The sequence below is a fragment of the Kitasatospora herbaricolor genome, from assembly GCF_030813695.1.
Lineage (GTDB): Bacteria > Actinomycetota > Actinomycetes > Streptomycetales > Streptomycetaceae > Kitasatospora > Kitasatospora herbaricolor.
This window is the reverse complement of the sequence record NZ_JAUSVA010000002.1, coordinates 466019-478335: the sequence shown is the minus strand read 5'-3', so window position 1 is coordinate 478335 and position 12317 is coordinate 466019. Positions and strand designations below refer to the sequence as shown.

15 protein-coding genes are annotated in these 12317 nt (G+C 71.6%); 8 read left to right on the top strand and 7 right to left on the bottom strand.

Annotation, left to right across the window (positions count from 1 at the left end; all coding sequences use genetic code 11):
• The first annotated feature begins 36 nt into the window (after nucleotides 1–36).
• Both J2S46_RS02530 and J2S46_RS02525 read left to right on the top strand, forming a co-directional pair.
• Nucleotides 37–441, top strand: a complete 405-nt coding sequence (locus J2S46_RS02530) for a DUF2267 domain-containing protein (RefSeq protein ID WP_229912934.1) — start codon at nucleotides 37–39, stop codon at nucleotides 439–441.
• A 57-nt stretch (nucleotides 442–498) separates the two neighbouring features.
• Nucleotides 499–897 carry a DUF2267 domain-containing protein gene (locus J2S46_RS02525; RefSeq protein WP_191291466.1) on the top strand — a complete coding sequence of 133 codons (399 nt, stop codon included), beginning with the start codon at nucleotides 499–501 and terminating at the stop codon, nucleotides 895–897.
• A 369-nt stretch (nucleotides 898–1266) separates the two neighbouring features.
• On the opposite strand, the gene J2S46_RS02520 is transcribed toward J2S46_RS02525, so the two are convergent.
• Nucleotides 1267–1467, bottom strand: coding sequence for a hypothetical protein (locus J2S46_RS02520; protein ID WP_191291467.1), 201 nt, complete (start codon nucleotides 1465–1467; stop codon nucleotides 1267–1269).
• A gap of 123 nt (nucleotides 1468–1590) precedes the next feature.
• Between J2S46_RS02520 and J2S46_RS02515 the strand changes: the two genes are divergently transcribed.
• Nucleotides 1591–2205, top strand: coding sequence for an alpha-crystallin domain-containing protein (locus J2S46_RS02515; protein WP_229912935.1), 615 nt, complete (start codon nucleotides 1591–1593; stop codon nucleotides 2203–2205).
• Between the two features lie 543 nt (nucleotides 2206–2748).
• Here J2S46_RS02515 and J2S46_RS02510 read toward each other — a convergent pair.
• The 3 genes from J2S46_RS02510 to J2S46_RS02500 form a co-directional block, all read right to left on the bottom strand.
• Entirely contained in the window at nucleotides 2749–3207 is a 459-nt protein-coding gene (locus J2S46_RS02510) for a hypothetical protein (protein ID WP_191291468.1), read from the bottom strand.
• Nucleotides 3208–3482: 275 nt separating this feature from the next.
• A complete protein-coding gene (gene trhA / locus J2S46_RS02505; protein ID WP_191291469.1) occupies nucleotides 3483–4274 on the bottom strand; it encodes a PAQR family membrane homeostasis protein TrhA in 792 nt (263 codons plus the stop codon).
• Between the two features lie 132 nt (nucleotides 4275–4406).
• Nucleotides 4407–4748 (bottom strand): hypothetical protein, encoded by a 342-nt coding sequence (locus J2S46_RS02500; protein ID WP_191291470.1) that lies wholly within the window; start codon nucleotides 4746–4748, stop codon nucleotides 4407–4409.
• Between the two features lie 680 nt (nucleotides 4749–5428).
• Between J2S46_RS02500 and J2S46_RS02495 the strand changes: the two genes are divergently transcribed.
• Nucleotides 5429–5632: a cold-shock protein gene (locus J2S46_RS02495; RefSeq protein WP_191291471.1), complete on the top strand. Its 204-nt coding sequence runs from the start codon at nucleotides 5429–5431 to the stop codon at nucleotides 5630–5632.
• Nucleotides 5633–6440: 808 nt separating this feature from the next.
• Entirely contained in the window at nucleotides 6441–7199 is a 759-nt protein-coding gene (locus tag J2S46_RS02490; RefSeq protein WP_191291473.1) for a hypothetical protein, read from the top strand.
• Nucleotides 7200–7872: 673 nt separating this feature from the next.
• Here the strand turns inward: J2S46_RS02490 and J2S46_RS02485 are convergent.
• The 3 genes from J2S46_RS02485 to J2S46_RS02475 form a co-directional block, all read right to left on the bottom strand.
• Complete coding sequence (locus tag J2S46_RS02485) at nucleotides 7873–8235, bottom strand: GvpU-like protein (protein WP_191291474.1); 363 nt, start codon at nucleotides 8233–8235, stop codon at nucleotides 7873–7875.
• Between the two features lie 92 nt (nucleotides 8236–8327).
• Entirely contained in the window at nucleotides 8328–8615 is a 288-nt protein-coding gene (locus tag J2S46_RS02480; protein ID WP_191291475.1) for a hypothetical protein, read from the bottom strand.
• 336 nt (nucleotides 8616–8951) lie between these two features.
• Complete coding sequence (locus tag J2S46_RS02475) at nucleotides 8952–9179, bottom strand: hypothetical protein (RefSeq protein ID WP_191291476.1); 228 nt, start codon at nucleotides 9177–9179, stop codon at nucleotides 8952–8954.
• Nucleotides 9180–9699: 520 nt separating this feature from the next.
• Here J2S46_RS02475 and J2S46_RS02470 point away from each other — a divergent pair.
• From J2S46_RS02470 to J2S46_RS02460, 3 genes are all read left to right on the top strand, one after another.
• Nucleotides 9700–9903, top strand: coding sequence for a cold-shock protein (locus J2S46_RS02470; protein ID WP_030918248.1), 204 nt, complete (start codon nucleotides 9700–9702; stop codon nucleotides 9901–9903).
• Nucleotides 9904–10265: 362 nt separating this feature from the next.
• Nucleotides 10266–11807, top strand: coding sequence for a DEAD/DEAH box helicase (locus J2S46_RS02465; protein WP_191294668.1), 1542 nt, complete (start codon nucleotides 10266–10268; stop codon nucleotides 11805–11807).
• A gap of 111 nt (nucleotides 11808–11918) precedes the next feature.
• Entirely contained in the window at nucleotides 11919–12296 is a 378-nt protein-coding gene (locus J2S46_RS02460; RefSeq protein ID WP_191294669.1) for a CBS domain-containing protein, read from the top strand.
• Nucleotides 12297–12317 lie beyond the last annotated feature (21 nt).

The window sequence follows — 12317 nt, the reverse complement described above, 5'->3', positions numbered from 1 at the left end:
TTCGCGCTGATGCCCTGGAACGGAGGGAGAGGAACCGTGGCATTTCGATGGGAGGCGTTCCTGGATGAGGTCCGGGAACGTGGCGAATACGACACACCCCGGGAGGCCGAGCGGGCGGCGCGCGTCGTCCTGGCCCTGCTCGGCGCCCACCTGGTCGGCAACGTGCGCGCCGAACTGGCCGCCCGGCTGCCCGAGACCCTCGCCCTGATCCTGCTCAACCCGCTGCAGGCCGCCGAGCCGCTCAGCCCCGAGCGGTTCACGCGCGCGACCGCGGCCTGGATCGAGGGCGCCACCGAGACCACCGCCCTGTGGGACATCGGCGCGGTCCTCAGCACCGTGGCCGACGCCGCCGGCGACGATCTCACCGAGCGCGTTCTGCTCCAGCTGCCGCCCGGCTACGACCTCCTGTTCGGCCGGCCCCGGCCCGGCCACCGCCCTTGAACACCGCCCGCGCCGCCGCACCCGCGACCGGCCCCGTCCCCCTGGAAGGCCACCGCCATGACCCGGTACCGCCTCCTTCTCCAGCAGGTCCGCACCCTGGGCCGCTACACCTGCGACGAGGAGGCCGAACGCGTCCTCGCCGCAGTCCTGGCCACCCTCGGCAGCCAGCTCACCGGCGAGCAACGCTGCGTCTTCGCCGCAGCCCTGCCCGAGCGCGCCCGCACCGTCTTCGCCTCGCAGATCCCGCTGCCCCACCCGGTCCCCGCCCCCGCCTTCGTCGAAGCCGTCGCCCGCGCCCTGAACACCAGCCTCACCGCCGCCCGCTGGGATGCCTCCTCCGTCTTGGCCGCCCTCGCCGACCTCGCCGGCGACCACCTCACCGACCGCCTCCTCGCCGACCTGCCGCGCGGCTACGCGCTGCTGTTCGGCCGCGCCGACCTCACGATCGCGGCTTGACCCGGGACGGCACTACCGGCGCCGGCCACCCGCCACCCAGCGTGGCAGGGCGGCGGGCGCCGGGCCGCCAATCCGGCCGGCGTCGGCCACCGGAACGCAGGCCGACCACGCACGACCGCCACCCCCGGGTACCGGTTCGAATCCGGCGCCGCGCCGGTGCACCCGCGACATCCACTTCGGCCAGGTGTGACCGGTCCAGCCCTGCCGAGTACCGGCTGGAACCGGAACCATGCTGGAGTTCGCCTCCTGGCGGGCATCAGCTCCCTCGCCCCGGCCAAGCAGGGCGAGCGCGCTGCGCACCACGACGCCAAGCGCAGGATCGGCCTGGACATCTGGCCGGGCAGGTCCGCGAGCGCGGCTCGGCAGGAGTCACCCCTGCCCGTGGGCGCCGGCGGGGCGGGCGGTGTCGAGGGAATCGCGCAGGGCGTACAGGTCGGCGATGGAGGCCAGTTCGGCGAAGCGGGCCAGCAGTCGGCGGATGGTCCGGTCGTCGCCTTCGCGGACAGCCTCGGTGATCGCCTCCACGAGGGCGGCCTGCCCGTCCCGGGCGGTCTCCGGTGCTCCGGGCACCAGGGTCTCTACTCTCGCCCCCTGCGCGCTACTGCTTGTTCGTCGGCAGTGCGCGGCGGCGCTGACCGAGACCACACTGACGTTCAGCGCGCCACCGCTGGAGATCCCGGCAAGAACATCTCCGTGAGCGACTGGGCGTTCTCTCTGGAGTTCTACGACCGCATCGTGCCGGACCGGTCGGCGAAGAAGCTATCCAGCCGCAGCCTCTACTTCGTCTTGCAGAAGGAGGAGGCACGGCGCCTCCACCTGGACAGTGGTCGTAGCCGGTCCGGCGCCCGCCTCGGATACCGTGTTCCTCTACGGGGTGCCATAACGGATGTGACGCCCCCCACCGGAGGTAGTCAGCGTATGAGTTCAAAGCGCAGCAAGAATCCAGCCCTGCCCGTACTTGACGACGCATTCCGACTCGCGTCGGTCAAAGACGCCGAAGAGTCCACCCGCGACTTGGCCGCGCGGCTGGCCACCACCGAGCTGCGCCGCGTTTCCCACCCGGGCCGGGTCACCTGGGAGCCCACCGATCAGGCCGAGCCCGTACCGGTCCCGCCGACTGTGGTCGACGGTGACGGGGACCTGTGGCTGCGGGACCGGGGCACTGGCACCTGGACCATGCCCGAGTTCAACCCGCAGGAGTTCCCGGCCCGCTGTGGCGAGGTTCTGACGTGGAACCAGCTCGCCTGCGAGTACGGCCCGCTGACCGCACTGGCCGACGACCGCCGCATCGGCGGCGGCCGGCGCTGACCGCGCAGCCCTCCGGGACGACCGCGCCCCTGAAGCGCCCGTTGCGGGTAGCTGGGAGCTCCAGCTCACCGCCGAGCTCGACAATGGCGGCGAGCAGGTGAGCGTGGTGGTGGCGTGCGATGGCCTCGAGCAGCGTGGTGCGGCCCTGGCGCCACCCGACGCCCTCGGTGTGGCCGGCGTCGGTGGCCCAGCCGGGTAGCGGTCGGCCTTCGGTTGCCGTGGTGAGCGCGCGGCCCAGCTCGCCGATCGACTGCTGCCAGCCGGCCAACTGCCCGAGCAGGCCGCGCAGCAGCTCGTCGACGGCGGCCGCCGGGCCGGAGCCGAACGCCCGTCCTTCGGCGGCGGCCTCGGCGAGGACGTCTTCGTCCAGGTCCTTGAGGGCCTCGCGCCACGGAGCGGCCGCAGCGTCGAAAGCGGCCAGGGCAGCGTGCAGCTCGGCGCCGATTGCGGCGGGCGACCACGGCAACGGGGTGCGGGGCGGACGGACGGAGGCGGACAGGGCGAGCCCGGCACCTGGGGCGAGCCCGCGTCGGGCGGTGCTGCTCACCCGGCGGCCGGGCAGGCCGAGCGGTCGTCGGCCGTGGTGGTGCCGCCACCGTTCGCGCCGCCCAGGTCCTCGACCACGCGCAGGATCAGCTCGGTGGCGATGCGGTACAGGTCCTCCCACTGGTCAAGGTCCAGGCCGAGCGCGGGGTCGTCGGCCACCCGCAGCAGAGCGGCGGCCACGACGCCGGACCCGGCGGCGGCGAGCGCGTTGTGCAGGGCCTGTGCGCACGCCTGCTCGTCGCGGTCACCCTGGTAGTGCAGGGCGATCTCGAAGGACTCGGCCGCACTGTCGAAGACCCGCCGGGCGGGCGGCGACCACGCACATGTCGGAGGTGGCCAGCCCGCCGTCCGTTCGCGGCCGAGGAGCTGTGGGCCGGGCGCACCGCCCGGGTGGTCGCGATGACCGGCCTCAAGGAGGAACAGATGATGCGGGCACTCGCCTGGCAGGACGGCCATGGTCACGGCCATCCGTCCGGCCACGCCCGGGTGTGAGCGCCCAGAGCGCGGGCGTGGTCCTGGTGGTCGACCGGTGGCGGCCGGGGCGAGGCTGGTGCCCGCCGTGTTGGACCGGGTGCATCGGCCCGATCTGTGATGCCGTCCACGCCGGCCGACGTGCGGCTGCGCGGTCGTGTGCGCCGGCTGTCGGGGCCCGCACGGGCCGCACCGCATTTACGGGAGCCCGGCCCCGCAGCCGCCTGTTGCACCAGTGTCAGCGTGCCCTCGACGACCAGTCATGTGGCCGCCAGGAAAACGGCCGTGTAGTGCGCGCCGAAGGCGGCGACGGTGAGGGCGTGGAAGACCTCGTGAAAGCCGAACCAGTAGGGTGACGGGTCTGGACGTTTGAGTCCGTAGACGACACCTCCCGCGGTGTAGAGCAGACCGCCGACGATGACGAGGACGACGACCGCGGTGCCGCCGGTGCGTGCGAAGTCGGGCAGGTAGAGGACGGCTGCCCAGCCCAGGGCGATGTAGCACGGGGTGTACAGCCACCGGGGAGCCCCCATCCACAGCGTGCGGAAGGCGATGCCTGCCAGGGCGCCCGCCCACACCACGGTCAGCAGCACCGTCTGGCGCCGCGCGGGCAGCAGCAGCACCGCCAGCGGGGTGTAGGTGCCGGCGATGATCAGGAAGATGTTCGCGTGGTCGAGCCGCCGCAGGACCGCCTCCCCGCGCCGGCCCCATGTTCCCCGGTGGTAGACGGCGCTGGTACCGAACAGCAGCCAGGCCGACAGTGCGAACACCGAGCAGGCCGCCACCGCCCCGGCCGGGCGCGCAAGGGCGATCAGGACGATGCCGCCGGCCAGTGAGAGGGGGAAGATGCCGGCGTGCAGCCAGCCGCGCATCCTCGGTTTCAGTGGTGCCGCCGCGCACTGCGCGCCGCCGGCCGGGTCGGTGGCTGTCAGCCGGGCAGTCGTGCCGGCGGGCGCATGAACTGCGGCGGTGTGGAGGGAGCCGGACGTGGTGCCGGGGCCGGGCCGGGACTTTCCTCCGTCTCCCGGCGGCTGGGTGTCTTCGGCGATCATGCGCTCATTTTAGGAAAGGCGGATGACGTGCGGCCGACGCGCGCACCTCATCCCCACAACGATCAGTCCCGACCAGGGCGAGGGCGTCGACGGTGGTCGGCACCGGCCGGTGGGGGAGCCGAGGCCCGGTTCTCAGCGATGCTGCCACAGGCGGTGAAGTTCAGCGATGGCGCCTTCGAGGTGGTCGGCGAGGGCGAGGTCGTCGCTGGGCAGGGTTCGTTCCAGCCTTTGCGCGACGGCGCGGTGCAGCTGTAGTGACTCGCTGTGCCCGTCGGTGAGGAGGACCGACAGGAGCGGCTCCCCAGCGGCCGTCAACTGGTCCACCAGGGCGAGCACCTGGATCTTCTGCGCCTGGCTGAGCGCGGGGAGCAGCTTGTGCCCGGTTCTCTCGTGCAGGGCGCTCCACGAGATGGTCCGCTGCTCGCGGGCGGTCTTTCTCAGCGCGCCGCGGACGGTGTTGGCGACCCCTGCCATGGGGCTGTTCTTCGCGGCGTCCCACCATGCCTGTGGGCTGGGACCGGGGGCCAGGGGCGCCGGCACCGGCTGGCCCGCCGGGGAGGCATCGGACGGCCCGATCGGTCGCCGGGGTTCTTCGCCGGGGGGCCGGGGAGCGGCTGGGAGGGGTTTCCCTGCGCGTGCCGGCATGTTGCTCCCGGATGAGGGCCGAGAGGCCTTCAGCTTCGCGGGGCCGTCCACATCTGCGGGTGTGTCATCGGCGCCCGCCCTGCCGGGAGTGGCAGGCTGGGTACGACGCTTCTCCATCCTTGACCTCTTCATGCTCCACACGGTGACTTGTGATCATTGTGCACACTGGCCGCCGGGCCGTCTCTCCCGCCCTCGGCTCGCAGGTGCACCGCGATCGCCTGACGGCGCACGACCGTCAAGACTTCTGCCGTACCGTCATCCGAGCAGCAGATCCGAGGGCGACGCACCACACGCCCGCTTTCCGCCCCGCCGTCGGGACGCGGAGCCTGGTAGAGTCTGGCGAGTTGCAGTTGTGGTCCCATGAACTTTGGTATGCGCCTGCTGGTTTGTGACGGCTGGGCGCATTTTCGTTTTCCCGGGTCTTCCCCTGGGCGGGCCGTCATCGCCGCGACTCGGATCTGCGCACGCTGCCGGATCCGGAACAGTCCCTCGAAGGAGACGGTTTCTTTATGGCTCATGGCATCGTGAAGTGGTTCAACGCGGAAAAGGGCTTCGGCTTCATCGAGCAGGACGGCGGCGGCCCGGACGTCTTCGCCCACTACTCGAACATCAACGCCAATGGCTTCCGCGAGCTGCTCGAGGGCCAGAAGGTCGAGTTCGACGTCACGCAGGGCCAGAAGGGCCCGCAGGCCGAGAACATCCGTCCGCTGTAGTTTCACCGGGCACCCGCCGGGCAGCGAGTGGCCCGCACTGCGTACACGCCCGGTGCGGGCCACTCGCCCTTGCCACGGCACATTCCTCCGGCCGCTCAGGCCCGGGCTCCGACCCGGTACGCGCCGAGCGCACGTCTCCCAGCCACCGTCCGCATCCGGCTCCGGCACGCTGGGCGCTGCGCTCCGAGCCACTGCACTCGCGCCGGACGCCGACTCCCGCGCCGCGCGAGTCCTTCCCGCCGACCCGTATGTCACATTCCCGGCCCGTCATCTGCAATCTCCCGCGCCCCGCGCCGCGGAGATTCCCCAAGACGTGCCGCCCGAGAAGGGTTCATCGCATTCCCACTACCGACCGCTACCCGCACCACGTCGCCGTCTCGAGGCCGCTGCCCGCAAGCACTCCCGGACGGTCCCCCGCCGGCCGCACCCCCACGACGCGCCTGCTGCCGATGCCACCTCAATCAACCTCCGCACCAAACGGGTTCGCCCAGAGCGCCTCGCATGCGCTCACCCGCCGCGCCTATGCCTTCCGGCTTCGGCTCGCCCTGGTGGTGGGCGGCATGTCGATCGACCGCCGGGCACCGAGCCGCAGAAGCACCGCATCGTTGACGCCGCCGCCGGACATGGTGCTCCAGCCGCTCTGAGGCAGGCAAGGACCCGCGCCTCTCCCTCTCTCGCCGTGGAGTCGCGCACGGCAGGGCACCGGCCGCCCGAGCCTGCCGGCCAATACCCGCCCGGCATGGCCAGCCGTGCGACCCCGGCCGCTCACGCCCCCCGAAGCCCGACCCGCCCGACCAAGGGACGTTCAATGCCGTTCAAGATCACGCACGCGACCGCCCCGACGCCGGGCGGCGTCAGCGAGGCCGCTGTCGTCACCGGGCCGACGTTCGCCTTCGTCCTGGACGGCGCCACCGCGACCGGAGCCATGACGGGCTGCGTCCACGATGTCACCTGGTACGTCGAGCAGTTGGCGGGTCTCCTCTGCGCGCAGCTGCTCACACAGGGCCCGGCCGGCCTGCGGGAGATCCTGCGTACCGCCCTGACCGCGCTGGTCGGGAAGCACGGCCAGACCTGTGACATGACGAACGCGGACAGTCCCTCTGCGACCGTCGCGATGGTCCGTGAGCGCAGCGGCAGCCTGGACGTCCTGGTGCTCGGCCACTCGCCCGTTGCGCTGCACCGGACCAACGGAGCGGTCGAGGTGATCGTCGATGACCGGGCGGCCTTTCTGGACTCGTATACGGAGGAAGCCGTACGCGGCCACCGTAACTGCGCTGCCGCCGGCGGGTTCTGGGTGGCCGGTGCGAAACCCGAGGCCGCCGAGCAGGCGTTGACGGCCAGTATCCCGTTGTCGCAGATCCACCGGCTCGCCGTCCTGTCCGAGGGCGCTGCCCGCCTTCCGGAGCGGTACGGCTGGAGTTGGCCGCGTTTCATGGCCGAGCTGTCCGACTCCGGACCCGGCCGGATCATCGCCGTGACACGCGAAGTCGAGACCGGCACCGCGGCCGGGGCATTCCGAGGCATGACCCACGACACCGCCGCCATCGTTCTGTGCCGACCGTCCTAGACTGCGCACGCGAAACAGACTAGCGTCGAGACCAGATCCTGAGCAGTCGCCGCAACCCCGGAGATGGACACAGACGGACATGGGCGCGCGTTCCTGGGTGAGAGGTTCCCCGAGCTGCGGAAGGTTGCCGAGGTGGCCTGATGGGCCAGGAGAAGGGAGTGATCTTGCTCCGCTCGGACGGAGACCATCGTTGTGGTGGCCGGGTGGAGGGGACGGTCACGCACTCGGCGCGACTGCGGTCGTTGAGGCTGCTGTGCAGCCTTCATACGTCGTACCGGCTCTCGATCTACTCGAAGACCGCAGTCCGGCCGCTGTCCGGCCGAGCCGATCCGGTCGCTGGCCAAGTCCCTTTTGAAGGCGGCGAAGAAGGACCGGGCAAGGGCGTTGTCCGATGCGGCCGACCTGCAGCCGAGATGACCGGGCCCTTCGGGCACCGCTGGTGGGAGGCGGTGGGCAGGGCGTCGACGACGAGCCCGGTCCGCAGGTGGTCGCCGGTGGCCCACCCGACGACCAAGCGGCAGGGAGGTCGATGACGGGGCCGGATGGCAGGAGTGCCCGTCAAAGCTGATCAGGCGTACGCCACGCCCCGCCCTGCCCCGCTCAACGCTCGGCGACTCCCTGGTGCGGGGACGTACGATGCCACGCCGGAAGGCTATGGGGCCTGCCGTAGCTGTCAGGTGTCGGAGTAGCTGAGGTCGCCGATGGTCCAGCTGCTGATGTCTTCGATGGCGATGCGGTACATGCCGCCGGTGTGGGGCAGTGCGAAGTCGCCCTGAAGGATCTTCGCCCGGTGGAGGTGCAGGTGGGTCGGCCGTGCGGGCGGGCCGTCGCGGGGCGGGGCGAAGAGGCCGGCGAACGGCTTCAGGTGCTCCGAGGCCTGGAGGACCTCCGCCACCCGCTCCCACCACAGGGTCACCGGGGCAAGTCTGCCGGTGATCACCGCTCCGGGGACCACCACGGTCAGGGACATCTGGTTGCTGTGCTCGGACTCGACCATCGCCGCGATGTCGACGAGCAGCCCGTCAGGGTTCGACATGCCCACCAGAATAGGACATTGCCTCCGGGACCCACAGGCCTGGGCAGCGGTCATGGCGGCCACGGACCTCGCGCCGGCCGCGCGGCCGGGGGCTACGCGGCGGCGACCTGACGTGCCGGTCGGCTGCGCCGCGGTGCAGGGCAGGTGGGAGCAGCCGTGAGGGCCGGGGCGGCGCCCGGATCGTGCGGGCCGGCGGTGACGAGCAGGTCGACTCCGAGAGGGGTGACGGTGAAGCCCGCAGCGCCGAGGATCTCCGACAGGGCCAGTATGAGCGCGCTGCGGATGCCGCGGAACTCGGTGCGCCCGCCGGCGTCGGCGGGATGCGGGCAGGCGTGGAGGGTGGGTCCGATCAGGTCCTGGCCCGGACTCCATGTCAGCACCAGGCCGGTTCCCGGACGCTGCCGGGCGGAGAGCCCGGCGGCATGGGGCGGTGCCGGCTCGAACCCTCGGAGGGAGAGCACGGCACAGACGGACTCAAACAGATGTTTGTCATCCACGCGCGGAGTCTATCGCCTGCCCAGCCCGCTGCCGGCAGTCAACGGCGGATCGTCACATGTCTTTCCGGCCATTGCAGGTGAGACTCCGGAGCCGGATCGGCGGATGCCCGTTCGACCTGGCCGGGGCGTGCGTCCCCTGGACGGCGCACTGGCGCGTCGGTCCAGGGGCGCACCGTGTGCACTGCAGTGTTCCCGGCTGGGAACCGCGTGCGTCCTGGGTCAAAGTCTGAACATCGCGGCATAGGGCTGGGTGATACGTTCCCGCCGCGATCCGAAGTCGACGAGCACCGCGATGTCGCCGTCACCTTCGACCCCGATGGCCCGGCCGAGACCGTACTGGTCGTGGGTGACGCGGTCGCCGACGGCGAAGTGCTTGCGCGGCGCTTCGAGCCGGACCTTGAAGGGGCTGGTGGGCAGGACGCGGCGGACTGCTGCAGATTTCGTCATTCCCTGCAGTATGCGCCGAAAATCGCGGGATCGGGCCTTGTTCGGCGCACTCGATTTCGGAGCTGCGGCAGGAATTTCGCGCAAGCCGTCCGCAACGGTCTCGGATCGCGCCGGTGGGCGTGGTGCGTCGCTTTCGCGGGTATGCCGCGGGGAGGGCGGGCGCTCGGGTCCCGCGCGACTCTCCGCTCCCGGGGAGGACCGGCGGTCGGCACCGAAAGGGCAGGCGCGCACGCCCAACCAGGCTCCTCGCCAGCCGTGTTGGCGGTCCGGTCGCTTCGCGGCCGGGGCCCCGCGGAAGGGGGTTCCGCTGAGCCGGGGGCGAAATATCTACCTGTGGCGGGCCTGGGCCTGCTAGAGTCTCGTTAGTTGCAGTAGTGGTTCCCATGAACTTTGTGTGCGCCTGCTGATGTTTCGCAGGCGCCTTTTTGTTTCCCGGCTCTTCCCCGGGTGGGTGCTCATCGCGGCGACTCGGAGCCCGCACTGTGTGTGCTTCGGACAGCCCCTTGAAGGAGATTTTTTTATGGCTAATGGCACTGTGAAGTGGTTCAACGCGGAAAAGGGCTTCGGCTTCATCGAGCAGGAGGGTGGCGGCCCCGACGTCTTCGCCCACTACTCGAACATCAATGCCAACGGCTTCCGTGAGCTGCTCGAGGGCCAGAAGGTCGAGTTCGACGTCACGCAGGGCCAGAAGGGCCCGCAGGCCGAGAACATTCGTCCGCTGTAGTTTTTCTGCCACGGCACCCGCCTGGTAGCGAGGGGCCCGCACCGCGTACATGATGCCCGGTGCGGGCCCCTCGGCATTGCGCCACGCGCAGTCCCCGGCCGTTCAGGCCCCCTGGCTCCGCCACCGGCGGCCGTCCCCACGCGAGACGCACAGCGCCGCGTCCGGATCGGCGCCCTGCCGTGACACCCACGGTTCGAGGCTCTCCGCTCCCGCCCCGCGGTGAGCGCGGACCTGAGGTGACGTGCCGCACGGTTTCACCGTCCACGCCCCGCTCCATACTTTCGGCCCGTTCCCTCGCGATCTCCTGCCGGCGCCCCGCGCTGCGGAGCCGCCTCGCGACGTGCCGCCCAGGAAGGTTTCCCATGAACCGCTCCAGTCGCTCCGCGTACCAGAACGCCAACTCCCGCTCCTTGGCCTCCTCCCGCTCCGGCGGCAGCTCCTTCTACGGTGACCGGCCCTCCGGCGGCGGCCGGCACTCGTCCGGACGGACCAGCCGTCAGGGCGTCAATGTACAGGGGGAGTTCGCGATGCCGGTGAGTACCACTCCGGCGCTGCCGGCCGTCGAAGCGTTCGACGAGCTGGAGATGCCCAAGGCGCTGCTGTCGGTGCTGACCCGCCAGGGCGTCACCACGCCGTTCCCGATCCAGGCCGCCACGCTGCCGAACTCGCTCGCCGGCCGCAATGTCCTCGGACGAGGCCGCACCGGTTCCGGCAAGACCATCGCGTTCGGTCTGGCCGTGCTGGCCCGCACCGCCGGACAGCGCGCCGAACCCCGCCGCCCGCTCGCCCTGGTCCTGGTCCCCACCCGTGAGCTCGCCCAGCAGGTCACCGACGCCCTCACCCCCTACGCCCACGCGGTGCGGCTGCGCATGGCGACGGTGGTCGGCGGGATGTCGATCGGCCGCCAGGCCCACGCCCTGAACCAGGGGGCGGAGGTCGTGGTCGCCACCCCCGGCCGGCTCAAGGACCTGATCCAGCGCGGCGACTGCCAGCTCGACGGGGTCGGCATCACGGTGCTCGACGAGGCCGACCAGATGGCCGACATGGGCTTCCTGCCGCAGGTCACCGAACTGCTCGACCAGGTGGCCGAGGGCTGCCAGACGATGCTGTTCTCCGCGACCCTGGACCGCAACGTCGACCGCCTGGTGCGCCGTTTCCTCAAGGATCCGGTCACCCACTCGGTCGACCCGTCCGCCGGGGCGGTCAGCACCATGGAGCACCACGTGCTCCACGTGCAGAACTTCGACAAGAACGCCACGATCGCCCACATCGCCTCCCGCGACGGCGGTGTGATCATGTTCATCGACACCAAGCACGGCGCCGACCGCCTGGTCGAGGACCTGCTCGCCAACGGGGTGAAGGCCGCGGCCCTGCACGGTGGCAAGTCCCAGCCGCAGCGCACCCGCACTCTGGAGCAGTTCCGCACCGGCCAGGTGACGGCGCTGATCGCGACCAACGTCGCCGCCCGCGGGATCCACGTCGACGGGCTCGACCTGGTCGTCAACCTCGACCCGCCGAACGACCACAAGGACTACCTGCACCGCGGCGGGCGCACCGCCCGGGCGGGCGAGTCCGGCACCGTCGTCACCCTGGTCCTGCCCAACCAGCGCCGCGAGATGGCCCGGATGATGACCACCGCCGCCATCACCCCCGTCACCACCAGGGTCAGCGCCGGCGACGAGGACCTGGCCCGCATCACCGGTGCCCGGGTGCCCACCGGCATCCCCACCGTGATCGCGGCCCCCGTCGTCGAACGCCCGCGCCGCAGCCCGTCCACGAGCCGCAACCGCCGCAGCCGCCCCGCCTACGCCGGCGGTGACACCGGCACGGCCGGCGTAGGCCGCGTCGGCCAGGGCTCCTCCGGCCGTCGCCGGGCACCCAGGCGCGTCGCCCTCGCCGCCTAGAACCCAGGCGTGGGCCCGGACCGCCGCCGCGGTCCGGGCTCACTGGGCCCGCCGTCGTCAGTGCCCTGACCACCGCCGGCCCCGGCGGAAGCGCCCCCAAGGAGTCCGCCCGTGACCCTCACCCTCGAACGCACCGCCATCACCACGGTCCGCGACCTGATGACGCACGCCGAATTTCAGATCAGCGACGACGTCATGCTCGACGTGGCGATCCACATCCTGCACGGCACCGGGGCCGACCACCTCCTGCTTCGCGACGACGATGGCCGCTGCGCAGGCCTCCTGACCCGGCGGCAGCTCGCGCCGTTCCAGGCCCACTCCCGGAGCACCGCACGGACGCCGGTACGCGACATCGTCCTCGACCGGGCCCCGTTCGCCACCCCTGACATGCCCGCCGCCACCGCGGCAGTCGCCATGCGCGCCCGGGGCCTGGCCGTGTGGCCGGTCGTCGACCACGACGGCCACACCGTCGGCCTGCTCGCCCTCTGAGACCGCCCGCCGGCGCGCGTC